The 24,984-nt window shown below is 43.4% G+C and carries 21 protein-coding genes; 17 read left to right on the forward strand and 4 right to left on the reverse strand.

The window, feature by feature from the left end; all coding sequences use genetic code 11:
* Positions 1-11 precede the first annotated feature (11 nt).
* From rpsR to B5F87_RS00130, 7 genes are all read left to right on the forward strand, one after another.
* Entirely contained in the window at positions 12-272 is a 261-nt protein-coding gene (gene rpsR / locus B5F87_RS00100; RefSeq protein WP_087275137.1) for a 30S ribosomal protein S18, read from the forward strand.
* An 84-nt stretch (positions 273-356) separates the two neighbouring features.
* Positions 357-752 carry a D-ribose pyranase gene (gene rbsD, locus B5F87_RS00105; RefSeq protein WP_087275139.1) on the forward strand — a complete coding sequence of 132 codons (396 nt, stop codon included), beginning with the start codon at positions 357-359 and terminating at the stop codon, positions 750-752.
* A gap of 139 nt (positions 753-891) precedes the next feature.
* On the forward strand, positions 892-1,719 hold the full coding sequence (locus B5F87_RS00110) for a SprT family zinc-dependent metalloprotease (RefSeq protein ID WP_087275141.1): 828 nt from the start codon (positions 892-894) through the stop codon (positions 1,717-1,719).
* Positions 1,720-1,877: 158 nt separating this feature from the next.
* A complete protein-coding gene (gene mutY, locus B5F87_RS00115) occupies positions 1,878-3,488 on the forward strand; it encodes an A/G-specific adenine glycosylase (RefSeq protein WP_087275143.1) in 1,611 nt (536 codons plus the stop codon).
* Positions 3,489-3,511: 23 nt separating this feature from the next.
* Positions 3,512-4,318, forward strand: a complete 807-nt coding sequence (locus tag B5F87_RS00120) for an MBL fold metallo-hydrolase (protein WP_087275145.1) — start codon at positions 3,512-3,514, stop codon at positions 4,316-4,318.
* Between the two features lie 121 nt (positions 4,319-4,439).
* Complete coding sequence (locus tag B5F87_RS00125; RefSeq protein ID WP_087275147.1) at positions 4,440-5,690, forward strand: BTAD domain-containing putative transcriptional regulator; 1,251 nt, start codon at positions 4,440-4,442, stop codon at positions 5,688-5,690.
* Between the two features lie 24 nt (positions 5,691-5,714).
* On the forward strand, positions 5,715-6,197 hold the full coding sequence (locus tag B5F87_RS00130; RefSeq protein ID WP_087275149.1) for a hypothetical protein: 483 nt from the start codon (positions 5,715-5,717) through the stop codon (positions 6,195-6,197).
* Between the two features lie 53 nt (positions 6,198-6,250).
* Here B5F87_RS00130 and B5F87_RS00135 read toward each other — a convergent pair whose 3' ends face one another.
* Together B5F87_RS00135 and B5F87_RS00140 are read right to left on the reverse strand one after the other, a co-directional pair.
* The gene (locus B5F87_RS00135; protein ID WP_087275151.1) at positions 6,251-6,901 is read right to left on the reverse strand and encodes a hypothetical protein; all 651 of its coding nucleotides are present in this window, start codon (positions 6,899-6,901) and stop codon (positions 6,251-6,253) included.
* A 239-nt stretch (positions 6,902-7,140) separates the two neighbouring features.
* On the reverse strand, positions 7,141-8,292 hold the full coding sequence (locus B5F87_RS00140; protein ID WP_087275153.1) for a hypothetical protein: 1,152 nt from the start codon (positions 8,290-8,292) through the stop codon (positions 7,141-7,143).
* Between the two features lie 416 nt (positions 8,293-8,708).
* Between B5F87_RS00140 and B5F87_RS00145 the strand changes: the two genes are divergently transcribed.
* From B5F87_RS00145 to B5F87_RS00190, 10 genes are all read left to right on the forward strand, one after another.
* Positions 8,709-8,912 carry a hypothetical protein gene (locus B5F87_RS00145; protein WP_242964195.1) on the forward strand — a complete coding sequence of 68 codons (204 nt, stop codon included), beginning with the start codon at positions 8,709-8,711 and terminating at the stop codon, positions 8,910-8,912.
* Positions 8,902-15,123, forward strand: coding sequence for a Cna B-type domain-containing protein (locus B5F87_RS00150; RefSeq protein WP_158096891.1), 6,222 nt, complete (start codon positions 8,902-8,904; stop codon positions 15,121-15,123). The genes B5F87_RS00145 and B5F87_RS00150 overlap by 11 nt, the downstream gene beginning before the upstream one ends.
* Before the next feature lie 267 nt (positions 15,124-15,390).
* Positions 15,391-16,854, forward strand: a complete 1,464-nt coding sequence (locus B5F87_RS00155) for a SpaA isopeptide-forming pilin-related protein (RefSeq protein WP_087275158.1) — start codon at positions 15,391-15,393, stop codon at positions 16,852-16,854.
* A 426-nt stretch (positions 16,855-17,280) separates the two neighbouring features.
* Positions 17,281-18,180: a class C sortase gene (locus B5F87_RS00160; RefSeq protein WP_087275160.1), complete on the forward strand. Its 900-nt coding sequence runs from the start codon at positions 17,281-17,283 to the stop codon at positions 18,178-18,180.
* A 2-nt stretch (positions 18,181-18,182) separates the two neighbouring features.
* Positions 18,183-19,052 carry a class C sortase gene (locus tag B5F87_RS00165; protein ID WP_087275162.1) on the forward strand — a complete coding sequence of 290 codons (870 nt, stop codon included), beginning with the start codon at positions 18,183-18,185 and terminating at the stop codon, positions 19,050-19,052.
* 88 nt (positions 19,053-19,140) lie between these two features.
* Positions 19,141-20,754 (forward strand): hypothetical protein, encoded by a 1,614-nt coding sequence (locus tag B5F87_RS00170; RefSeq protein WP_087275164.1) that lies wholly within the window; start codon positions 19,141-19,143, stop codon positions 20,752-20,754.
* A 296-nt stretch (positions 20,755-21,050) separates the two neighbouring features.
* On the forward strand, positions 21,051-21,236 hold the full coding sequence (locus B5F87_RS00175; RefSeq protein WP_087275166.1) for a hypothetical protein: 186 nt from the start codon (positions 21,051-21,053) through the stop codon (positions 21,234-21,236).
* A 106-nt stretch (positions 21,237-21,342) separates the two neighbouring features.
* On the forward strand, positions 21,343-21,567 hold the full coding sequence (locus tag B5F87_RS00180; protein WP_087275168.1) for a hypothetical protein: 225 nt from the start codon (positions 21,343-21,345) through the stop codon (positions 21,565-21,567).
* Positions 21,564-22,346, forward strand: a complete 783-nt coding sequence (gene hisA / locus B5F87_RS00185; protein ID WP_087275171.1) for a phosphoribosylformimino-5-aminoimidazole carboxamide ribotide isomerase — start codon at positions 21,564-21,566, stop codon at positions 22,344-22,346. The genes B5F87_RS00180 and hisA overlap by 4 nt, the downstream gene beginning before the upstream one ends.
* Before the next feature lie 54 nt (positions 22,347-22,400).
* The gene (locus tag B5F87_RS00190; protein WP_087275173.1) at positions 22,401-22,742 is read left to right on the forward strand and encodes a PBECR2 nuclease fold domain-containing protein; all 342 of its coding nucleotides are present in this window, start codon (positions 22,401-22,403) and stop codon (positions 22,740-22,742) included.
* A gap of 180 nt (positions 22,743-22,922) precedes the next feature.
* Here the strand turns inward: B5F87_RS00190 and B5F87_RS00195 are convergent, their stop codons facing one another.
* On the reverse strand, positions 22,923-23,993 hold the full coding sequence (locus B5F87_RS00195; RefSeq protein WP_087275174.1) for a cobalt-precorrin 5A hydrolase: 1,071 nt from the start codon (positions 23,991-23,993) through the stop codon (positions 22,923-22,925).
* A 74-nt stretch (positions 23,994-24,067) separates the two neighbouring features.
* Positions 24,068-24,967: a LysR family transcriptional regulator gene (locus B5F87_RS00200; RefSeq protein WP_087275176.1), complete on the reverse strand. Its 900-nt coding sequence runs from the start codon at positions 24,965-24,967 to the stop codon at positions 24,068-24,070.
* Positions 24,968-24,984: the final 17 nt, after the last annotated feature.

Genomic DNA, 24,984 nt, shown 5'->3' on the forward strand with positions numbered 1-24,984 from the left:
GGTAATATCAAATGGCATACAGCAAAGAACGCGGCGATTCTTCCATGAGAAGAAGAGGCGGACGCAGAAGAAAAAAAGTCTGCATTTTCTGTGCAGATAAGAATTCAGTCATCGACTACAAGGATGTTAATAAGTTAAAGAGATACGTTTCTGAGAGAGGCAAGATTTTACCGAGAAGAATTACCGGTAACTGTGCAAAACATCAGAGAGCTCTCACTGTGGCAGTGAAGAGAGCAAGACACGTATCCTTGATGCCTTACACAGTAGAATAATGTGTCTTTGAGCATAGTATTGTCGCAGCAGTTGGGAGAACCAGTTGCTGCGATTCTTTTTCACAGAACAAACGGGAGGTTATCATGAAAAAGAGAGGAATATTAAATGCACAGCTGTCTTATCTGATAGCGGCATTGGGACATAAAGATTTATTTATGATCGGCGACGCCGGCATGCCTATACCGGAAGATGTAGAAGTGGTGGATCTTGTGCTGACGGCGGGAGTACCATCCTTCAAACAGGTTATGGATGCTGTTCTGGAGGAAACATGTGTGGAGGGGTACTATCTTGCCCACGAAATTAAAGAGTTTAATCCGGATTTGGAGGATTACATTAAAGATTCACTGAAAGATGCGGAGGTAGAATATATGCCGCATGAAGATTTGAAAAAGTTTAGCAGCAAATGCAGATTTGCTATCCGGACGGGAGAATTTTCTCCATATCCAAATGTGATTTTAAGAGCTGGCGTAGTATTCTGATATTGCATTTTTGCAAACAGTCATTACAAAACTGTTAAAAGATGGTTACTTTCTCTGAATGTGTTGAAAACTGCTAAAAAAAGAGTTATACTGCAAAATAACAGCGGTTTACTGAATCAACGCAGGAAAGGGGAGGCTCATGACATATTTGCAGGTGCAGAAGGGAACGGATATACTACCTATTAATATAGTAAGTGTGGACAACAGATGTGTAAGCTTTGTGGTGAACGCAGATTTGTCTGTCAGTATGAAGGTTCCTGTTGGTATGAGCCAGGAAATGGCGGAGAAATATATCCGTATAAATGAAGAGAAAATCTGGCAGGAATATGAACGGTCGAAGAAAAGAAACCATCAGGCACTGCCGGTTACGCTGGAACTGGAAGATGGACGGGTTCAATATTACAGCGGAATGCTGCTCCCATTTATGGGCAATATGAATATGGAGCTGCGGGTAAAGTATGTTTCACAGGGTGAGGAAACGAAGCTTTATGTGGATAAAAGACCCGGCGGAGGGCATATTCTTACAATTCGGACAGAGAATATGAATCAGAGATTTATTCGGTATTGTGTGATGCGTTACTATAAGAAGTGCGCAGCAGATATCATTGCCCGAAGAACCGCAGATTTCGGAAATCAGATGCATCTTAAGTTCAATCATGTTCAGATAGCCAATAAAAAAAGAAATAATCGTCCTGCTCTTGCCCGCCTCAATTACAAAAATATTGAGATTAAAGATCAGAAAACTTTGTGGGGAAGCTGCAACAGGAAGAAAAGTCTTAGCTTTGACTGGAGGATCATTATGCTTCCGGTGGAGATTATAGATTACATTATTGTTCATGAGCTTGTTCATCTGAAGAAGATGAACCACTCCTCCGCCTTTTGGACAGAGGTGGAAAGGGTGATGCCGGAGTACAGAGAATGTCAGAACTGGCTGAACAAACATGGCAGGGAGTATGAAATATTTTAAAGTTTTATATAGCAGCAACGGAGCCGGCAGTTTTGCCGGCTCTTTTTAGGGTTAGCTCTTTCTAGTCAGAGTACAGATTTTCAGTTAAAAAAATTCCACTGTATAAAAAAATTTGATATAATTACATAAGAAAAACGCAGAAAGAAAGGAAGAAAAGAATGGCAATCGAGCATCCATTTCCTCCGTTGTATGATAAAGATTCGAGAATTCTGGTTCTGGGAAGTTTTCCTTCTGTAAAATCACGGGAACAGAATTTTTTCTATGGACACCCTCAGAATCGTTTCTGGAAGACTGTGGCGGGAGTACTGTCAGAAGATGTGCCGCAGACCATAGAGGAAAAAAAGAAGTTCCTCCATCGAAATCACATTGCTCTGTGGGACGTGATCCATAGCTGCGATATAGAAGGCTCTTCAGACAGCACCATACGAAATGTGATTCTCAATAACCTGGACGTCATTTTCAAGGAAGCCGATATACAGGCGATTTATTGCAATGGGGCGAAGTCCTTTGAATATTATGAAAAATATCAGAAGAAAGAAACCGGGAAAGAAGCTGTAAAGCTGCCCTCCACCAGCCCGGCCAACGCCGCGTTTTCTCTGGAGAGACTGAAGGAAAACTGGCGTCAGATCTGTGTGCCGTTGAAAGCTGCGCCGGAGGGGATTGGCAATATTCTTTTAAAATGGTATGATTATAACGCAAGAATTCTGCCGTGGCGAAGTGAACCTACGCCTTACCATGTCTGGATTTCTGAGATCATGCTTCAGCAGACCAGGGTGGAGGCCGTAAAAAAATATTACGACCGTTGGATGCAGGAGCTTCCGGAAGTGAAAGCCCTGGCGGAAGTGGATGACGACAAGCTGATGAAGCTGTGGGAAGGCCTGGGATATTACAATCGCGCGAGGAATTTGAAGGCAGCAGCCGCCACTATTATGGAAGAATATGGAGGAGAGCTGCCGGGAAGTTACGAAAAACTTCTTTCGCTGAAGGGAATAGGTGAATATACGGCGGGAGCTATCGCGTCCATCGCGTTCGGACTGCCGGAGCCGGCGGTGGATGGAAATGTACTGCGGGTATTTTCCAGATTACTGGCGGAGAACGGCGATATAACCAGGCAGAAAGTAAAAAAGGAGATTGGCAGAGAGGTGCGGCGTGTACTCCCTGCGGAAAGAGCGGGAGATTTTAATCAGGCTCTTATGGACCTGGGATCGGCTGTATGTCTTCCAAACGGCCAGCCTTTATGCGGACAGTGTCCATGGGAAAATGTCTGCCAGGCGCACAAAGCCGGGCGAGAATTGGATTTCCCGGTAAAAGCCCGAAAAAAAGCGAGAAAAATAGAAGAAAAGGGAGTGTTTCTCATTGAAGTAGAGAATGTATCTGATGGTTCTTCAGAATCTTCCTGGGATATTCTTCTACACAAAAGGTCTCCTCACGGGCTGCTGCCGGATTTGTGGGAATTTCCAAATGCGGAAGGAAAATATACGCTGGAAAAAGCCCGTGAATATATGGAGAAAAGACTTCATGGATCGGGATATATTATAGAACAAATTGATGCTCTGGGAGATGGGAAGCACATTTTCTCCCATGTGGAATGGCATATGAGTGGATACCGGTTCCGACTAATGAAAGCGCCGGGGGAAAAGCAAAATGCTATCTGGGAAAATGCACGAAAGTCGGAAGAAGCCGGGGAGTGGATTTTTGTATCCAAGCAGAAGGCTAAGGAAGAATATGCCATACCATCGGCTTTTGAATATTATAAAAAGCGGATGTGAAGGACTACAGCGGAGGTGACTGAATGGAAAAACTGATTGTATTGGGAACAGGGAATGCATCTGTAACAAAGTGCTTTAATACCTGTTTTTTGCTGCAGGACAGTAAAGGACGATATTTTATGGTGGACGCCGGAGGCGGGAATGGAATTCTCACCTGTCTGGAAAAGGCACAGGTATCTGTCAGCGAGATTCACGAATTGTTTGTAACTCACAAACATACGGATCACCTTCTGGGCGTGATCTGGATGGTACGAAATGCAGGACAGATGATGGAAAAAGGCTCTTATGAGGGAAAGCTTCACATTTACTGTCACGATGAACTGGCTGGAATCATTCGGCAGATCTGTGCGATGACTCTGGTAGAAAAAATAATGAGGCTCTTTGACGACAGGATATGCATCCATCAGGTGGAAGATGGGGAAGACAGGCAGATTCTGGATTATAAAGTACATTTTTTCGATATACGATCAACGAAGGCCAAACAGTTTGGGTTTGTGACGACTTTAAATAATGGGAAACGCCTGACTTTCTGTGGAGATGAGCCGTATCAGGATCATTGTTATCAGTATGCGTATCAGACAGATTATCTATTACATGAAGCCTTTTGTCTGTATGATCAGAAAGATATTTATAAACCATATGAAAAATGTCACAGTACGGTGAAGGACGTCGCTGAACTGGGCAGTCGGCTGGAAGTAAAAAACCTTTTGCTCTGGCACACAGAGGATGATAATATCAGGCGAAGAAAATCTCTCTACAAGAAAGAGGCAAAAAAATATTTTAAAGGAACGATTTTTGTACCATATGATGGGGAAAATATAGAATTATAAAAGAAAATAGTGCGTGAAATGCACAGATTTCTCCACGAACGGACATTGATTTTTCTGTTTTTCGGTTTTATAATAATAAAAGAATCAATATAAAATGGGGATAATAAAGGGTGATAAATCTATGGATGTAAAGTTACCGGTGCTGAAGGTTCAGATGCTGGGCGGATTGTCTTTAATGTATGGGGATAAACCGATATCCTTTTCAAGAAATACAACAACGAAGGCGATGAAGCTGCTGCAGGTTCTTCTGTATTACGGAGAAAAGGGGATATCCCGTAATAAACTCATAGAAAATCTGTACAAGGCAGAGGAACTGGCAGATGCACCAAATAGTTTGAGAGTGACGTCATACAGGCTGAAAAAAATGCTGGTAAATATGGGACTTCCAGAGCATAACTATATCAGAATATCGAAGGGTATTTATTTTTGGAATGGGCCTATGGATACCGAAGTCGATGTTCATAAGTTTGTCGATCTTATTCAGGCAGCAGAAATGGAAGCCGCCGTCGAAAGGCGGATGGATTATCTGAGGGAAGCGTGCCGTATATATAAAGGAGAGCTGCTTCCGGGTTCTTCAGAAGAAGAATGGGTGCTTATCGAAAGTGTGCAGTGCAAGAAAATGTACAGCAGTGCCTTGCAGCAGCTTTGTGATTATTTGTGGGACAAAGAAGAATATGAAGAGATTCTCCGGCTCTGCGAGCCGGCCTGCGCGATGTATCCTTTTGATGAGTGGCAGGCAGTCCGTATTGATTGCTATATGGCCATGAACCGATACCAGGAAGCCATGAACGAATATGAATCGACGGCAAAATTGTTCTTTGAAGAACTGGGAATCAGTCCATCGGAAAAGATGATCAATCAGTTCAAATATATGAGCGAACGAATGAGTAATGCACCGCAGACTATCCGGGGAATAAAGAGCCGGCTGAGGGAAGAGGAGATAGAGGCGGGAGCCTTCTATATGACCTTGCCAAGTTTCCGCGACAGCTACCGCCTGGTGCGCCGGATTATGGAGAGAAACGGACAGTCCGTATATCTGATGCTTTGCTCTCTGGTGGACAGTAAGGGTGCGCCGATGGAAGACCCGGATAAGCTTGGTTCTATGTCAGAAGAATTAATGGCTGCAATTAAACATTGTCTTCGGAGAGGGGATTCTTTCACGCGGTACAATCCAAGTCAGTTCCTTATACTGCTGGTGGGAACAAACAAAGAGAACTGCGGATTGATCTTTGACCGGATTGAGAGATACTTCTCCAGAGAACATAAATCCTGGAGGAAATATCTTGAATTTTACATTACTTCTCTCGCTGATGCCGATAAGGACAGTGCACAGATAGTATTCCAGAAAAACGGAATCCGCTGGGAAGCATAATCATTCTGAAAGAGGCAGATAAATATGAAAGAAATGCAGTATCCTATAAACATATCCGCTCCGAATCTGGTTAACGTCTGTGTAGATGAGAGCTTTGACGGAGAAATATCAGGGAAGCTGTACAACTGTTACCAAAAGGAACCGGTTCTGTTTTCCAACCTGGTTCAGCTTCTCAGAACAATGGAAAAGTTCTTTGATGAGATACAATTTCCCCAGTCATCCACCAGAAGCCGCAGCTTTTATGTTTCGGATACACAGGAATCCCGGAAAAAACCAAAGGTAGCGGATCAGGTTGATGTTGTAAATCATAGAGGGGAGAAAGGCACATTTATAATTACCGTACAATTCAGACAGAACTCTACATGGCAGGGAGAACTGTTCTGGATAGAAAAAGTTGAAAAACAGAACTTCTCCAGTACATTGGATCTCATCAAAATCCTTGATGGAGATCTGATGTTGGCAGAAATAAAAGCAAAAACAGCAAGCGGCTATGTCGTGGGAAAATAAAGAAGACGAGTAAAAGAGACGAAGAACAGAATCTTTTGCTCGTCTTTTCCTTTTTATAAACTATGCTGGCAAGGAAGATGTTCTATCACACTTGTAATATGATTAATCCTGACCGAATGACCCTTGAGCTGAAGATCAAAAAAATCCTGCCTTTTATTCTGACGCTGCTGCTCCTCGAGCATCGCATCCATCTTGTCGTTCAAAGAACCATAGCCTTCAACAAGGATGTTGATCTTATGATCAATATTGTTCTCAAGTTTAAGATTGATCTCGAGAATATCCTGCCGCATGTCGGAAATATTCTGTTCCATGCTGGACATTTCCGATTTGATACCGACGACTTCCTGCTTTAAGCCGGAGATGTCCTGTTTCATGGTGTTCATTTCCGATTTGATACCGGAAATATCCTGTTTCATATCGGTGACTTCCTGCTTTAAGCTGGAGATGTCCTGTTTCATGGTGTTCATTTCTGATTTCATGTCAGCAATATCTTTTTGCATAGGGCCGATTTTGGAGACCTCGATCCAGAGCTTTTTGATATCTTCCTGCATAGGGCCGATCTTAGCAACCTCAGTCTGAAGCCCTTTGATATCTTGATGCATGCCGGAAATATCTTGTTTTATGATATGAACATCATCTTTTATGGGGTTCAAGGCCTGATTCATGATATCGGCTATCATGATAAAATCACGTTGTTCTAACATTTATGTACCTCCCGAAAATACATGTCTAATAGTTTGTTATACCTGGTGTGCGGGCGCTTCCATAATTCCGCTAATGGCTTGCCTGGAGTTCTGTATGCGGGATGAAAAAAGGTATAGAAGGTTTACTGATAATATACAATAAACAAACTGTAAATGCAACACTAAATTGTAAAAAAATGTAAATTATTCCGCGGAGCATAAACTGCTGATGTAGTTATTGTTTTGTATTTTTGATTGTATCACACCCTCACATGTATCTCTTCCCAGATGACTTCTTTAATCTTTTCAATACTCATATCAGTGATAGAAGAAATATTTTCCAGAGAAAACCCCAGTTGAAAAGAACGAAGGATAGTATTTGTGAGCGTTTCTGTGCGCCCGGAGCTATATCCTTCTGCGAGTCCCTCTTCCCTGCCGATTTTAATGCCGTATTCTTTTACGCCCTGGCTTAGGTTACACATGGTATCCACTTCCTTTCTAAATGAATCTATCGTTTCCGCGTCGTAGTGTTCGGGTGCGATCCCGTATTCCCGCCGGAGGACTTCAAACTTCTGTGTTTTGGAGAGTACCGGGGAGAAGAGTATCCGTAGCAGGCGGTGCAGGCGGTAGCGGGCATCGCCGGGAGAGGACAGGTCGGGTACTTCTCCGGACAGGCCGATAATAAATAGGTTGAGAAGGCCGAGGCATCCTTTGGATACGTGGTCACCCAATACCTCAGTGCGATTTAAAGCAAAATATTCCGTAAAATCTTCTTTCATGTTCATGCAGATCCAAATGCTGTAGACCTGCAGGAGATCATTAAAGTGCATCCCGGTAAAGTCGCGTTCTTTCTGAGAGGAGACGAGACGGCAGACGTAGAAGATACCCCGGTGCAGGAGCCGGTAGGAGGAGGGTTCATCCTTCTGGGCTTCGACGTCAACGATGGCTCTGGAGCGGCGGTCGGACAGACGCAGGTAAAAGAGAACGTCAAAATAGATCTGCCCCTCATAAAGTTCGCTGTTCTCTGTGTTAAGACCGACGATACGTTTTCCGGTTGTATTTATGACCTCGTTGGTCTGTCCCGGTTCTGTGGGCACGACACCCGTGTAGATCTGGCTGTCAATGTAGGGAAGAATTTCCCACGGCTCCCAACCATGAAAATCAGGGATCAGGGCCGCTAAAATATGAGCCAGGACAATCCGGTGTCCGAGAAGCGCCTTGGCGTGCTGGTCATACTGGACTTCCGTATCGCTGTCGGCATGAGCATATTTGCTGCTCTCAAAGGAAACAGGGCTATGATTACTATCAAAAGCCTGCTGGTCAAAAGTTCGCTGGTCGTTATCATACGTTCTGTGAAATGTACTGCCTTTATCATTTGCTGTCTGTGAATCAAAATGTTGTTCTTTGGACAAAGGCAACTCCATCCTGTTATATTAACCCGAACAAATCCCTATAATGTCACAATGTAAAATGATATAAAAATATATTATAAATCATATTGTAACTATACATCACATCATGCTGAAAATCAACACAAAATGTAAAAAAATGTAAAAAATAAAAGAGACACTGGAAGAAGAAATGTCCCCACTTAAAACCATTACATTTCTTCAGAAAAACCGTGACAAAAATATTACAAAATTACGAAAATTTAGTGTACAAAAAGTTTCTAAAATGGCATTGATGTAATGTTTTCTGTAATGCCCTCATTAGTATAATAACTTCATGATAAGCATAAACCCTGATGGATTCTATGCGAAAAGGGAAAAGCCCAAGACCAGAGATTCATGACAAATGAATGAAATTGCCCAGAAAGGAGTGCCAGAATGTGAGAACAAAGGATTACAAAAAAGACCAGACATTCATTTTAAAAATTCTGGACAGGCAAAACAGTACGTGGCAGGGAAGTATTCTCTGGGTCGAAAAACAGAACGAGCAGTATTTCCGAAGCGCACTGGAAATGCTGAAATTAATAGATGAAGCTTTGGTTCAGAACGACGAAAAAACAGGAGGAGGCAGCCATGAAGAGTAAAATGAGGAAAAAATTAATAGCGTTCATGCTTTGCATGGTTTTGGTTATCTGTAACAGCGTGTCCATACTGGCGGATGCTCCGGCAGCGGCGACTACGACTACGGAAAAACAGGTAAAAGAGACCGGAACAGCAAAGAGTGAAGGTGCGTCTGAGGAAGAACAATCCGCAGATGATGAAAAAGATACGTCGGAACAATCCGATGAGGAATCCGCTCCGGAGACGGAAACAACCGAAAAGAAGGAGGAAACCACCGAAGCGACCACAGAGGATAAGGAAGACGCTACAACTGCGACGACCACGAAAGCAAAAGAAGAGACAACGGAAGCCACAGAGACAGGCGATAAAGACCAGACAACAGGGGCAGAGGACGACTCTGACAAAAAAGACAAGACCTCTGAAACTTCTGAAGAGGAGACCGACAAAGAGAAGACTACAGAAGCTAAGGATGAGACAGCACCGTCAGAATTGACATATACGAACGATGACGTTGTTATCACAGTCAGCGAAGTGGCAGAGGGAGCCATCCCGGAAGGCGCAGAACTGAAAGTCGTTCCGATTCTGAAAAATGACGCGGACACACAGACACAGTATACAGAAGTAAAAGAGAAGATTCAGGAAAAAGCTGCCGAAACCGAGACAGAGATCAAAGGTTTCCTGGCATATGACATTACTTTCGTAGACGAAGAAGGCAACGAAATCGAGCCGAACAGCGAAGTAAAAGTGTCCATCGAGTACAAACAGGCTGCAATCCCGGCAGAAATTAGCGAAGAAGATGCAAAGGATACAGAAGTATCTGTAATGCATCTGGAAGAAGACGCCGATGGAAATGTATCCCAGGTTGTAGATATGGGTGAAGCCGGAAAAGTTGATACACTGGAGACCACCGATGCGAAACAGGTGGAAAAGGTGGAAGTGAAGACAGAGAGTTTCTCGGTGTTTACGATTACGTGGAAGTATGGTAATAGAAATAATCAAAAATTGACGGTTACCGCCAAATATGTATATTTAGATGAAAATGGAAATGTAAGAGAATTCTCAGAAGATTTAGTACAAGAAGAAGATATTTCAATTTATGAAGGAACTAAACTTGATTTGACTACTTATCAACGTGAAATTGAAGGTTACACTCATACTAAAACTGTGGTAGGGGAGGATGCTAATTCAGGAACAGAGATTACAAAGTTATGGGCACATTCAGAGAAAAAAGGGTTTATTATCTATCAGACGTATCATTATATTGATTATTTAGAAGAAGGTACAGCAGATAATGAGAATAGTTATATACAGTGGTTAGGGACAGAAGACAGGTTACAAACATCGGGAACTATTTTATTCGTCTACGAAGAAGTTGACCAGAGTGACCTCAAGATTAAAGACAACATCATAGAAAATGGTACCCTTGATGCTGAATATACAGGTAAAGCAATGCCAGTAGAATATAAATGGTATAAATCAGGTTCTAAAGATGGTGAATATAAACTTGTAAAAAAAGTGAACTATCAAGGCGGCGCTTCCAATCTTTCGGAAGATGGAAAAGCATTATATCCAGCTTATGATGAGGGTGCACGTGAATGGTATAAAGCAGAAGTAATATTTGAAGATGGTACAAAAACGGAATCAAAACCGTATCAGGTGCCATATTATGATGAGCTGGAGAATGGTGGATTTGAAACACCTCAGACTAATAGTTTTTCCGCACAGTTTAGCAATAGTGAATATTTGATGGAAAATGGTGTTTGGCAATCTACGGCAGTCGCAAAAAATGGTTCCAACAAATCTGTATCTATAGAGATTGTACGAGAAGGTGTACCGAATGGAGATAATGAAAATAATGGTTATTCATGGTATCAAGATTGGGATAATGCGGCTATTGAAGGTAAGCAGTTTGCCGAATTAAACTGTGAAGCTGCCGGAGCTTTGTATCAAGATGTGCTCACAATGCAGGGAACCTCTTTGAATTATTGGTTAGAGCATAGAGCTAGAGGAAGTGAAAAGAGTCCTAAACCAGAATTTGATACAATGTATCTTGTTATAATGCCGTCTAAAGAAGCTATTGATAATCATTTGACAACTCAAGATAAGTTAACAAATTATTTATATGAAAACTGTAACCGGTTAGATATCAATCAAAGATATGAACAGGTTGGAAACAGTATTGTATATGATAATAAGGAAAAAGGAATTTTAGTTGTAAGAGTTACAAGTAGCGACCAGGCATGGCAGCATGTAGAAGGATTAAATAAATATGTACCAACATCTTCGGTAACAAGATTTTTCTTTGTTGCAGGTAACACAGAGGTTGGAGACTCAACAGTAGGAAATTTTTTAGATGATGTTCATTTTACTCAAAAACTTCCAGCTGTAGCTGATGATGAATTTACTTTACAGATTAGCAAAAAATTTGAAGGTAGCCTTGATGATACCGCTTTGTCCAAGGTGCAAGATCAGATTCAGTTTGAAATTTCTGTAAAAGATATTGTTAATAATAAAAATTTATCAGCATCTGAAATTAAGGATTTATTGGGAATAGATAATATTATTAATGGTTCTGATATAGATTCAGGAATAGACGGAAGTTTGACAATAACAATACCAAATCGGAAGATTGTAAATGGACATTCTTATGAAATCACTATAAAAGAAGTGAACGCGGAGTTAAGCGGGTATGGAATGTCTTCTGAAGTACAGACAAGTATAAAAAATGGGGAAAGTGATACAGTCACAAATGAACCAGTAAAAGGAGATCAGGCAACTGTTTCTATTACAGGAAAAACTATGGCCTATGTCACTTTTACCAATACTTATGATCGTGCTGAGAAAAAGAATATCAATTTCCAGAAGGTTTGGGATGACGATAATAATGCGTATAATACAAGACCAGAGAATTTAAAGGTCACTTTAAAAGCTACGATAACTGTAGGTGGTAAGGAAATTGAACTGACCAAGGAAGATTTAGGATTAGACAGCTTGGAAAAGACCCTGACAGCAGAAGCTGGTTGGAAAACAGTGTGGGAAAATGTACCTGTATATTACAACTATACGGATGCCAAAGGAAAGGTTGTAAAGAAGGTAATTAATTATACGGTAGAAGAAGGACAAATAGATAGTAATTATCTGTATACATCTGGGGATGTTCAATATGGTGATAGTAAAGATTATAAGTATCAGATTGATATGAGTAATCCGGATGAAACTTTAACTTCCAGTGACAACAATAAGATTAATAAGACATCAGCAGCACTTTCTGCATCAGCGGCATCTGTAAAAGTACAAGCAGCATCTAATGGAACAGAAGCAGGAACCCTAGGTAAGCCGGGACATCATAAATATGTTGAGTATAACAAGCAGACAGGAGACTATACTTTAAATCTAGATGTAACAGGAGCAAAAGGAGAGGCTACAGGGGTGGATGTCCTTTTTGTAATTGATACGTCAGGCAGCATGGGATCAGGTTGGGGAAATAATAACCTTCTTCCGAATGTACAAAACTTGTTAACGAAAAATAATGGAATTATCGACCAGATATTTAAAACAACGGACAATGTAAATTCTGTGGCGTATGTATCATTTGCAGGTAAGGATGAGACATATACAAGTCGTTGGTATGATACGGTTTCAAAACAGGAATTGAAAAGAAAAATTAATAACCTACATGCGACTGGAGGAACAAACTGGACATATGCCATGCAGCAGGCGTCTAAAGCATTGGACGATAGAGCAGGTAATAAAAACGATAAAGTGGTTATTTTCCTGTCGGATGGTGCACCAACATATTCCATGGGTTATGATTGGTGGTGGGGACAGCAATATTATGATGAAATAGGTAATGGTTCAGATACTGAGAATAGCTATTATAGTGATGCGGCTAATGTTGTAACTGGTTCTGATTCATTAAAAGATGCAGAGATTTATTCCGTTTATCTGACTGATGGAACAAAATCAGGAATGGAGAAATTCTCAGAAAAACTTAGTAATTCAGAATTGATAAATGGTATAAATTTATCATCAGCATTAACGACTATATTGAAAACTATCATTCCGACATACAAAGATGTAGTCATTACTGATACTTTGAGTGACTATGTAGAATTTGTAAATCTGGATGAAATTACTGTTACAAAGAAGGTAGGAAATAGTGAGGAACCTTTATATCCAGGTCAATATAACGTCACTATTAGTGGGAAAACTATTAAGGTAGAGTTGCTGAATGGTAATTCATTAGAAGATCAAGCCACTTATACTGTTAGCTTTAGAATAAAACCAAATGAAACAGCAGACCAGTATTATGCACAGCATAAAGGATATCCACATACTGGAGATTCAGGAACGGGAACAACAAGTGAAGGCAAGAAGGGATTTTATTCTAATGAAGAAAATACAGCAAAGGTTAGCTATAAGGTAAATGATACGCCTGATAGCGCGGATTATCCAAGACCGGTAGTCCAGGTGACGACACATACTTTAACTTATACGAAAAAATGGAGTCATCCGACAGATGTTGCTGACCCGAATGAAGATATAACACTTAATGTTACATATAATACCGGGGAAACAGGAACGGTTATTCTGAAAAATGATGAAAATTATACATATACAGAAACTGTACCTGTTACAAAAACAATTCGAGAAATATCTGAGGAAACAGAAATTAAGGATTATGTACCATATTGTCAGGTTGCTCAGGATGGATTGTCGGCAACAGTAACCAATACGTATTCTAAGTTGACTACACAAAATATTACTGTACAGAAAGATTGGGTAGGTGATAAAGAAGAACAACGTCCGGAAAGTATTACGGTTGCGTTATATAGAAGTACAAATGATCAAGATACACAGTTGATTGAAAAACGAGAATTGAATGAAAACAACGCTTGGAAAACTCAATGGACGAACTTAAGAGATGAAAGCGTGGTTGGTGGAAACGTAGAAAAGTATAGTTATGCTGTTCGTGAAATTGATACTCCGCTAGGTTACAGTAGCAGTATTAGTTATGAGCCAACTCAGGATGGAATTATAGCAACGATAACCAATACTTATGATGAAAACTGTGAAGACGAAAATCTCTATATTGCAAATGTTCTTCAAACAGAAAAAGTTAATGTGCAAAAGATTTGGGATGATAATCAAAATACATTGGGTTATCGGCCAAATAATTTAGATGTGACGGTACATCATAACAATGATGACTATAGTGTATCTTTAACAGAAAATGGTGGATGGAGTTCTACACTCACTCTTCCGAAACAGAAAAATAGTGCCACAACTGATTATTCCGCGACAGAAAGTTTACCGGATAACCATTATAAATTAGAGAGCACGAATGTCAGAGAAACGCTAGATGGATACGTTATTGAATTAACCAATACTTTGGACTATGAAACAATTTTTAAATCTATCATTGTAAAGAAAGACTGGAATGATAGAGAAGGAACTAATAGACCAGTGAGTATTCAATTTGCAATCCAGTATAGAGAAAAGGATTCAAATGATGAATGGCAGTATTGGGGAAATAGGAAATATACTTTGACAGAAGAAGATACAATTAAAGATGCGAAGGGTGATTATATTTCTTGGGCAAAAGAAATCAAGAATCTTCCTATTGAAAATGAGTATAAGATTGTCGAAGTAAATGTGGCTGGTAATTATAATTCTGTTGTAACTCCGGATGGAAATACATTTACGATAACCAATACACTGAAGTGGAGCCTTAAGAAAACAAACTTACCGGAAAGTACTGAACAAGCAATACCGCTTACAGGCGCAACTTTTGATTTGAAGAATGAGAATAATGAGCTTATAGCACAAGGTACATCTGGTGAAGATGGATTTGTTGTATGGGAATTGACAGAAGTAGGCGAGAAACAGGAGAGTGATTTACAAAATCTGAACGGGGATTATACATTAATTGAGACTAAAGCTCCGGCAGGATATCAAAAATTAGACACAGCTTCTTGGAAACTTACATTTAAAGAGGGATTACTGACAAATGCAGTAGGGGCAGAAGGAGATTTTGATGTTTACATTTCTGCTACAGAAGATGCGCAGAGAGGAATTGTAGTCACACTCAAGAACGACCTCCTCTACGAACTTCCAGAAACCGGCGGCCCGGGCGTTCACTGGTATACCCTCGGCGGAACCCTCCTCATGGCAGGGGCAGCGCTGATAGTATATAGACAAAAACGTAAACGGGAGGTGCTGCTGAGAAAATAATGAATAAGATTTTTCAACGGCTCCTCGGAGCCGTCAGGATAACCCGTTTTAATTGCGTTACCATTTCACGCAGAATAAATTTTCATCCTGCAAGGCGCTGGAAGGAGACGTAGCGGTGGCTACGCTGACTGATAGCAACGCAGCAGGTGGAAACTTAGACAAGTGAAATGTAATGATGATTAACATGGGTTATCCTGAGATGAAACAAAACATCATAGCAACTAACAACAACAAAAGGGGAGAATCCCCGGAAAAGGAGATGTATTTATGAAGAGAATGAAAAAATTATTTGCCATTCTTATGACAATGGCTATGGTTATGGGACTTAGCATAACCGGATTTGCGGCAGAAGACACAGCAACTATTACAATTAATAATGCTGGAAACGGAAGATTCGCAGTAGTACAGGTGATTAAAGAAGATCCTACAAAAGATACCGGTTGGGATTTTGTGGAAGAGTATGCACAATATTTTACAGCATCAGATGCATTTAATACAGAGGATACACAGGCTATTATTAAAGGAATGATTTATGCACAGAACCCAAGTGCTTCTGAAGCAAAGGAAATTCCAAATTTTGATACTAAATACGCAGCAGCATTAAATAAAGTTTATAATACATTAGATGATACAAATACAAAAGGAAGCCCATTTACAGTAGATAAGGCTGGTGTTTGGGTCATTAGAGGTTTTGAAGAGAAATATAGCTATAGCCCAATGGCAGCGTATGTAGGATTTAGTTACGAAAGTGGTAAACCAAGTGGTTTGTTAGATGCAGAAGAAATCAATGCTAAAAAAGCACCAACTTATGTTGAAAAATCAAATGATGATGCTGATAAAGTAGTTGAAATTAATAAACCAGTTACCTACACGATTCAATCTACAGTACCATTTGTTCCAGAAACAGATACGAATAGAAAATATGAGGTTAAAGATACAATCACAGGAGCAAGATATGATGTAGATGAAAACGGAGAGCTTACAGTTAATGTAGTTATTGATGGTGTAGATTATAATGTGCCAGCTAAAGTGACACCATCTTCGATTGATGAGACAGAGGATGGAAGAACTACTCAGAACTTTACGTTGGATTTGTCAAGCATTTTAACAAATAATGTATATGCAAACCGTACTATCACTTTAACATATACAGCTATTGTTACTGATCTTCAGATTGGAAATGATGTAACAGTTGGAAATGGAGAGAATAATGGTAAATTTGGTCATGATTCAGATTCATTAACCAGTGGTAAGGTGACGTTAACTAAAAAGAATACCGAAGGAGAAAAATTGAAAGGTGCAGTCTTCAATTTAATTAAAAAGATTGATGCTGATACATTATATGCAGTTGTTGATCCTAGCACTAATACTTTAGTTCGTTGGAGTGAAAATGTAGAGGAGGCTACAGCGTTGACAACTGGTGAAGATGGTACCTTGGTTGTTAAAGGTCTTGAGCCTGAAGATGATACCTTTACATATGAATTTGACGAGATAGAGGCTCCGGATGGTTATAGCATAAATGACATGAATGCAGATGTAAATTGGGGAGAAACCCCTAGTGATACAGATAAGGATGGCCTTTACGATGCAACAGCTGAGATGACAGATACAAAATTAGCATCTCTCCCTGGTACCGGTGGCATGGGTACAACCCTCTTCACCATCGCTGGTTGTGTCATCATGATCTCCGCAGCAGGTCTCTTCTTCGCAACACGCAAGAAAGCTAACTAATCAACTGGTGAGAGAACTTGACAGGCATTAGGCTGAACCAATTACATAATTATAATAAGAAGTAATTAGTGATTAACACAAACCACAAGCCGGGGTGGAATTCCCACCTCGGCTTATCATAAGAAAGGGAAGGAAGCAAGCTGCTTTAAGGATTTTTTATGAAATAGTTATTAACTATAGTTGGGTAGGTTTGTGGTATGTTCTATTTCATATCAGAAGATCTTATTCGAGAAAAACAAGGCATTTTGTATTGACTGACGGCGACTGTGAGGGCAGCCGCCGGTAAAAGAAGGAATGGTACATAATATAGAAGAAGCGGCTGACTGAGGTGGAGGAGGAAGACATATATAAACGGCTGTTTTTCTACGGAGATATCTTATGAGTGAAATTAACCATACCAAAGTTACAACAATAAGGAGAGGTCGGATGAAAAAGAAATTAAACATCATAGTAATCGCAGTCTTATTTTTAGCCGGGTTGTCCGTATTGCTGTATCCCTTCGTTGCCAACCAGTGGAACAGCTACCGGCAGAGCCGTTTGATGAGCAGTTATGAGGAAGGTGTGGCGGAGAAGGACGCCAATGGAGAGATTGATTACGAGGCAGAGTGGGAAAAGGCGAGAGCCTATAATGACGCGCTGATGCCAATGATTCTTCCCGATTCCTTCGCGGTGGCGGAGGCGTCGGACCGGGATGAGGCGTATATGAATTGCCTCAATATTAATGGCGATGAGATCATGGGGATTGTGGAGATCCCGAAGATCGATGTGGAACTGCCAATCTATCACACCACTGACGAGGAGGTGCTGCAGATTGGAGCCGGGCATCTGGAGGGAAGTTCCCTTCCGGTGGGAGGCGAGAGCACCCATGCGGTGATCTCAGCACACCGGGGTTTGCCGAGTGCCACATTGTTTACAGACCTTGATCAGCTGGTGGAAGGAGACCACTTCCTTCTGCACATTTTGGATGATACCCTCTGTTATGAGGTGGATCAGATCACTGTGGTGGAGCCGGACCAGACGGAATCGCTGTCCGTGGTGGAGGGCGAAGACCTGGTGACGCTGCTCACCTGTACCCCTTACGGGGTGAACACCCAGCGCCTGTTGGTGCGGGGACACCGGGTGCCGTATGATGCGGAGACGGTGGCGGATGAGGCGTCCAACTCGCTATTTGGAAACAGTCTCCATACCAATTACATTTTCTGGGTGGCTGTGGGACTGGTGCTGACCGGTGCATTTATTGCAGCGTTGATTCTTCGGGACAGATACCTGAGGAAGCATCCGGAGCGCAGAAGGAAACACGACAGGAAACAGCAGAACGGAGAGTGACCATGAGAAGAAAGATCTTTACTATCCTGTTTGCTCTGTTATTTCTGGTCGGGTTCGGGATTCTGGCGTATCCTACCATTTCCAATCAGTGGAATACTTACCGGCAGAGCAGATTGATCAGTAATTATAAGGATATCACAGAGAATACTGATACCGAAGATTTCAGCAGAGAGTGGGAAAAGGCAGAAAGTTATAATGACAGCATCACTGTGAACCAGCCCATGAGTGCCGACGTGTTTAGCGAAGGCGGTCAGGAGAACAAGGATTCCGAGTATTGGAATGTCCTAAACATCGCTGGAGACGGCATGATGGGCTACCTTTCCATCCCGAAAATAAATGTGGAGCTGGCCATTTATCATGGCACTTCCGATGACGTGCTCCAGACCGGGATCGGTCACATCGAGGGGACGAAGCTTCCCATCGGCGGAGAGAGCAACCACACGGTGCTGGCGGCCCACCGGGGACTGCCGAGCGCCCGGCTGTTCACAGATTTGGATCAGCTGGAGGAAGGCGACCAGTTCTATATCCACATCTTTGATGAGGTGCTGGCCTATGAGGTGGATCAGATCCTGCCCATGGTGGACAAGGATGACACCGGGGCTTTGCAGCAGGCGCTGGCCATCGAGGACGGTCAGGATTATGTCACTTTATTTACCTGTACCCCTTACGGTGTGAACACCCACCGGCTGCTGGTGCGGGGTACGAGGGTGGAATACAACGGTGAGGAGGATCAGCCGGAGACGGCGGCGGATACCGTTGGTAATCTGTTACAGGATTACTACATGTTCTTCCTGATCGGCGGCGTGGCGGTTACGGTCATCGCGATCGGGGTGATTCGGATCGTCATGAAGAAAAAGAAGAAGGAAAAATAATATTTTTTAACTATAAATATATACATGTGGATTATCCACGATTTGGGAGAATGAGTCAAATCCATAGAAATGGAAAAGGAGGCGTATTATGAAAAAGATAATGCATACGATGAGAAAATATGGAGTATTCATGGCATTTCTTCTTGCGTTTACCATGGTATTTGGGGTGGTATCCAATGTGCAGGCAGAGGAAGACGACACAAGGGACATCGGACAGGTGATAGATGTTTATGATCCAGATAAGCCGGGAAGTATCACGGTGACACTCCCTGACCTGGAAGGGGCAGAAAGTAAAAGAGACGTACAGATCAATCTTTATAAAGTGGGAGACTTGGATGTAGATAATGGATATTTTAATTTTACTTTAACAGACGCTTTTAAAGATGTAGATGTTGATCTAAACGATATGTCGGATGCAGGAGACAATGAAGCGACAGCTAAAAAACTGGCAGATAAAGTAAAAGAAGATTCCATAGAAGCTTTAGAAAGTGTCTGGACAGATGAAGCTGGCAAAGTAACATTTGCTGATCTGGAGCAGGGCATGTATATGGTGTCCCAGGGAAATACAAACGCATACGGATCGTTTAGTGCATTTGTCATGCCTGTGCCTTATGCCAATGAAACCGGCTGGGTGTATGATATCACGATCGCACCGAAGGCAAGTCTCGTAACGACCATGGGACGTATTGATGTCACAAAAATGGTGAAAGGTATCTATGATGGAAACCTGCAGGATGTGCACACAGAAAATGCGACCTATTATATCGGGCTGTTTTTAGATGAAGACGGGACAAGACCATACCGTGGTCAGGGCGGTATCAAAGCCGTGAATATCATCGATGGAAACAGCGCAACAATCAGCTTTGAAAATGTCCCGATCTCCGATCAGCCGTATTATATTTTTGAGACAACGCAGGACGGCACACCGATAGAATATATGAAACAGCAGGGCACGGAAAACGGTTTCTACTGTATGGCAGGTGAAGTCCTTGACGCGGAGGGGCATGATGCAGCGCCGGTGATCATTATGGAGAATGAGCCGGATGGTATTGGCGATGCCACCATCAGTAACGTATATTCTGATCTGCCGGATGGTTACTATTACACCGGTGATATCACAATTACAAAAAGTGTAAGAGACGGCGATGATATCATAGCGACCGATTATACTTTCTATGCCGGTATTTTTGCACAGGATGCGCAGGGAAATGTCAGTGCGAACCCAACGGAGATCGTGAAGTTAAATAACAACGGTTCTGTGACAGTGGAAGTCCCGCTGGGTGGTACAGACGGAACGGAGCCGATCACTTACGTTGTGCAGGAGACCAATGAAAATGGCGTTCCGGTCAGCCAGGACAGCACTTTCCCGTATACGGTGTCAGGAGAAGGGGCAGTGAACCTGTCAATGGACCAGACCGAAGCAACGGTGAACATCGTCAACAGCCTTGGCACTGCTGACGGCTACTATCAGGAGCCGTCCACCCAAGCGCCGACCGATCCAAACGCCGGCAATAACAATAATAACAACAGCACGGACAGAAACAGCAGCAACAGAAACACATCCAGCGGAACCAACCGCAGCTCACGTTCTTCCAGGACCGGAGACGACAACCAGATTCTGCTGTACGGCGGACTGCTGGCAGCGGCAGTGATCGTCGGCGGCGTGGTTGTGGCGCGCAGAAGAAGACGCACGAACGGATAAAGATTGGATGCGTGTACGCTGATACATTTATAATAAAATGAACTGTTACAAATGGAGAGCCCCCGGTGGTCTGATGAGAGACTGCCGGGGGCTTTCTCTGTGGGAAGATGTCATGCAGGTGTTATCAAAGAGCAAATGTGGAGCTGCTTTTGGGCAAAGCAATTTTTTTAAAAAATATAGGAAATTCTTTATATTTTGTGATATAATACAAAAAAGATAATTAATATAGAATTAGCCAGGGAGCATTATCCCGGCGGGTACACTACCTGAAACGGGAGAAGGGAGGAATCGGAGAGATGTGTGAATATTCAGAGAGAATCTTTAATGGTGGAAAGGAAGAGGGCCTTCGCGAAGGGAGACAGGCCGGCCTTCACGAAGGGCGACAAATGATGGTAGCTCAAATGAGAGCGCAGGGAGTAGACGAGGGGATTATAGAGAGAATCTTGGAGAACATTGCAGAAAGAGAAACTGTGTCAATATAGGCCAAATAGATATTTCTTTAAAACCAGCGATCCGGACGATATGAGCCAGGGAGCATTATCCCGGCGAGTAGACTACCTGAAACGGGAGAAGGGAGGAATCGGAGAGATGTGTGAATATTCAGAGAGAATCTTTAATGGTGGAAAGGAAGAGGGCCTTCGCGAAGGCCGCCGGGAGGGGCATCAGGAAGGCCGGCGCGAGATGCAGGATGAAATCCTGAGAATGATTGCCGGAGTGAGCAGACAGGGAAGCGCAGAAGATGTGATAAATGAGATTATCAACAAGATACATAGCGAAGGAAAAGCGAGAGCAGAAAGCGATGGTGTATTATGAGATTCAGACCATGTATAGATATTCACAACGGAAAAGTAAAGCAGATTGTGGGCGGCAGCCTTCTGGATAAAGGAGATTATGCAGAGGATAATTTTGTCTCGGAGAAGGACGGCGATTATTATGCGGCTCTGTACCGGGACGCCGGTTTGACCGGCGGGCACATTATCCTCCTGAATCCGGCAGGAAGTCCATATTATGAAGAGGACGTCCGGCAGGCGTGCCTGGCTCTTTCGGCTTACCCGGGAGGGCTGCAGATCGGAGGAGGCATGAATGATGAAAACGCGGCCTTTTTTCTGGAGCAGGGGGCATCGCATATTATTGTGACTTCTTTTGTATTTCGGGATGGAATGATTAACTATGAGAATTTAAAGAAAATAGTCAAGGTGACAGGCAGGGAACGGCTGGTCCTTGACCTGAGCTGCCGGCGGAGAGACGACGCCTACTATATCGTCACAGATCGGTGGCAGAAGTTCACTGATGTGAAGCTCACCGAGGAGGTGTTGGATGAACTGTCCGGATACTGCGATGAGTTCCTCATTCATGCTGTAGATGTGGAAGGAAAGGCCGGTGGAATCGAGAAAGACATCGCGGCGCTCCTTGGCGGCTGGGACGGTATTCCGGTCACTTACGCCGGCGGCGTAGGCACCATGGAAGATTTGCGCCAACTGAAAAGCCTGGGCCGGGGTAAGGTGGATGTGACCATCGGAAGTGCACTGGATTTATTTGGCGGAGCACTGCGGTTTGAGGATGTGCTGGAGGAGATAGGGAGAGATTTTTGAGAAATAAGTGTCCCTGTTTTTGATGCAATACACAGAAAATGAAAGTGGATACTAATGATACATACAGTGGGGAAAATTGACAGAAAAATTTATAAATGTATTGCAAATGTCCTTATTACAGATGAAGTGATTATCACGGACAATCAATTACGACATATATTAGATAGGCATCCCGATGCTTATAACGAAGTGATAAATTACTTGTCAGAAATTATCTGTGATCCAGATTTCATTATAGAGGATAAACACAAAAATACAGGGCTAGTTATAAAAAAGATTAAATCGGAAAAAGGATATGCTACAAAAAAGAATGATTACTATATAATTGAAGTACAATTAGGTAAGAAGTTATTCGAGGTGGTAAATTTCGTTGCAACCACGCACCCTTTGGGTTAAAAGAGATGCAGGAGAGGCGACGCCTGCCGAATAACTTCTTATTTTGCAAATCAAATAATATAAGTTTTACAAAACTTTCAGGGGAGATATTTTCGTCTCCCCCTTCTATTTTGTCCGTTTTTTATTATTTCATATTGTCTATGTCAACATATACCTGCATTTGTCTGTACTGATATCCGTCTATTTCCCTTCACTCTGACACAACGCCACGGTTATCCCTTTATATTTCACTTTGTCCCGCAGGATGCGCCCTTTGCCTGAGGCCAGATAGGCGCTGGCGGTGGAGACGGAGAGAACGCCGGTCTGCTCTGCCACGAAGTTCGAGGTCTGGATACCGAGGGTCTGGATATCCAGCGCTTCAATGTCGGCGGTGGAGATGACCTCCACGGGAACTCCCAGCCGTTCGGCGGTGGTGAGGATGCCGGGTTCGTTGGCTTTCAGCGGGATGGTGCTGATACATTTGAGTGCAAGAGGGCTTATGCCCTCTTTTTTTAATGTCGTAAGCAAGGCTTCCTCGATGGAAGCGGCGTCCATGTGCCGTTTGCAGCCGATGCCGGCGCAGATGGTCCGGGGCCGGAGATAGAGGACAGGAAATGGCGGCGCGGACGGGAAGGTGAAACCTTCGTCGATGACGACTGTGGGTAGGTTTGCCTCATCCGTGCAGTTTGCCTCCTTAACAGTAAGAATCTGTATTTTCCCGGCGGTACCGTGCCACGTGGACCCGGAATTATGCCCGGTAGCGGCAGGCGTGCCGCCAGTCAGTTCCTCATACTTTCCATCCGTAATCACGCGGATGGAGCGTCCGTCCAGGAGCGCACCGCTGATGTGTTTGAGTTGTCCGATGTTCTCGATGGCCATGTGGTGTTTTTTGGCGAAGGTGTCGAAGGACAGTTCGCCGGCCACATCGGTGGCGGTGGTGATAACGGCTTCGCCTCCGGAGATGGCGGCCATTTCACGGGCCAGGTCGTTGGCGCCGCCCAGGTGGCCGGACAGCAGGCTGATGGCGTAGCGGCCTTTCTGGTCCAGGACTACGACGCCCGGGTCGCTGGTCTTGTGGACGATCAGCGGAGCCAGGATGCGGACAACGATGCCCGTTGCCATGATGCAGACCAGATAGTCGTATTTGTGAAAGGCTTCCTGCAGGTTCGCCTTGAAGTTTTCTTTATTATAGAGGTCGCCGGGGTGGGAGGCTGCCAGTCTGCGGGCCAGCTGTTCGCCCTCGCCGGTGAGATAAAAGTATGCGGTTGACATATGGATGTCCCTCCTGTTTTTTGTGATGTTTGTGAAACCCGATATGCTGTAAAATAACGCCCCGCTCCATATTGTCACCCTTTCAGTAGCGTCTTCTGCGTGATATAGTCGATGAACTGCCGGGCTGTCTCGTCTGGCGTGATGTCCGCGGGGGTGACCAGATGGGTCTCTATGGTCAGTTCCGGGTATTTTTCGTATTCGCTGGCGGCGAAAGGAACGAAGGCCACTTCCGGGAAGGAATAATACTGGAACATGCGGCGGGAGGCGAAGCCGATGAGGGAGGAGCCGTGGAGGATGTGCAGGAATTCGTTGATGCCTGCGGTGTCCTGCACCTGGCAGGAGACTCCCTTTTTGGCTGCCTGTTTCAAAATAAATGTGTTGAAGTCCTCCATGCTGTCCAGGAGCAGCAGGTTCTGGCTGTGAAGCTCGGGCAGACGGACATTTCCTTTCAGGGCCAGAGGGTGGCGTTTGTCCATGACCAGATGAACCGGTTCCCGGTGAAGTAAATGTACAGAGGTCAGTGTTTCGGGAATCGGGGCCTGCATGAAGGCTACGTCTGCATGCTGATAGAGCAGCTGCTCCGGAATGTCGTGGTTGTTCTTCTCCTGGTAGCGGATCTCCGACTGCGGGTAGGAGGCCCGGTAGCCGGAAAGAAAGTCCTTTCGGCAGGACAGGGCGAAGCCGTGGTAGGCGGCGATTTTCAGCACCCGGTTCTGCCGGATGTTGTCGATGGCCAGCAGAAGCTCGTGGTAGGAATTGGCGATTTTATTAAAATGCTGAAACAGAAAATCGGCCTCTCTGGTGGGCTCCACGCCAGAGGTGTGGCGGTCGAACAGAGAAAAGCCCAGCTCTTCCTCCAGACGGCTCACGGACTTGCTCAGTCCCTGCTGTGATATGTACAGATTTTTGCTGGCTTTTGTGATGTTAAGATCCTTATAAAGCTGTATAAAATACTGAATTTGTCGTAACTCCATGATCCTTCTCCTGATCT

Source organism: Eubacterium sp. An3 (genome assembly GCF_002159465.1).
Classification (GTDB): Bacteria; Bacillota; Clostridia; order Lachnospirales; family Lachnospiraceae; genus Anaerobutyricum; species Anaerobutyricum stercoris.

Coding starts and splice junctions, on each gene's coding strand:
- B5F87_RS00135 (WP_087275151.1), bottom strand. CDS start 6,901: ATGTTAGAACAACGTGATTTTATCATGATAGCCGATATCATGAATCAG.
- B5F87_RS00165 (WP_087275162.1), top strand. CDS start 18,183: ATGAGAAGAAAGATCTTTACTATCCTGTTTGCTCTGTTATTTCTGGTC.
- B5F87_RS00170 (WP_087275164.1), top strand. CDS start 19,141: ATGAAAAAGATAATGCATACGATGAGAAAATATGGAGTATTCATGGCA.
- mutY (WP_087275143.1), top strand. CDS start 1,878: ATGGCAATCGAGCATCCATTTCCTCCGTTGTATGATAAAGATTCGAGA.
- hisA (WP_087275171.1), top strand. CDS start 21,564: ATGAGATTCAGACCATGTATAGATATTCACAACGGAAAAGTAAAGCAG.
- rpsR (WP_087275137.1), top strand. CDS start 12: ATGGCATACAGCAAAGAACGCGGCGATTCTTCCATGAGAAGAAGAGGC.
- B5F87_RS00195 (WP_087275174.1), bottom strand. CDS start 23,993: ATGTCAACCGCATACTTTTATCTCACCGGCGAGGGCGAACAGCTGGCC.
- B5F87_RS00125 (WP_087275147.1), top strand. CDS start 4,440: ATGGATGTAAAGTTACCGGTGCTGAAGGTTCAGATGCTGGGCGGATTG.
- B5F87_RS00130 (WP_087275149.1), top strand. CDS start 5,715: ATGAAAGAAATGCAGTATCCTATAAACATATCCGCTCCGAATCTGGTT.
- B5F87_RS00200 (WP_087275176.1), bottom strand. CDS start 24,967: ATGGAGTTACGACAAATTCAGTATTTTATACAGCTTTATAAGGATCTT.
- B5F87_RS00150 (WP_158096891.1), top strand. CDS start 8,902: ATGAAGAGTAAAATGAGGAAAAAATTAATAGCGTTCATGCTTTGCATG.
- B5F87_RS00175 (WP_087275166.1), top strand. CDS start 21,051: ATGTGTGAATATTCAGAGAGAATCTTTAATGGTGGAAAGGAAGAGGGC.
- B5F87_RS00160 (WP_087275160.1), top strand. CDS start 17,281: ATGAAAAAGAAATTAAACATCATAGTAATCGCAGTCTTATTTTTAGCC.
- B5F87_RS00190 (WP_087275173.1), top strand. CDS start 22,401: ATGATACATACAGTGGGGAAAATTGACAGAAAAATTTATAAATGTATT.
- B5F87_RS00180 (WP_087275168.1), top strand. CDS start 21,343: ATGTGTGAATATTCAGAGAGAATCTTTAATGGTGGAAAGGAAGAGGGC.
- rbsD (WP_087275139.1), top strand. CDS start 357: ATGAAAAAGAGAGGAATATTAAATGCACAGCTGTCTTATCTGATAGCG.
- B5F87_RS00120 (WP_087275145.1), top strand. CDS start 3,512: ATGGAAAAACTGATTGTATTGGGAACAGGGAATGCATCTGTAACAAAG.
- B5F87_RS00155 (WP_087275158.1), top strand. CDS start 15,391: ATGAAGAGAATGAAAAAATTATTTGCCATTCTTATGACAATGGCTATG.
- B5F87_RS00110 (WP_087275141.1), top strand. CDS start 892: ATGACATATTTGCAGGTGCAGAAGGGAACGGATATACTACCTATTAAT.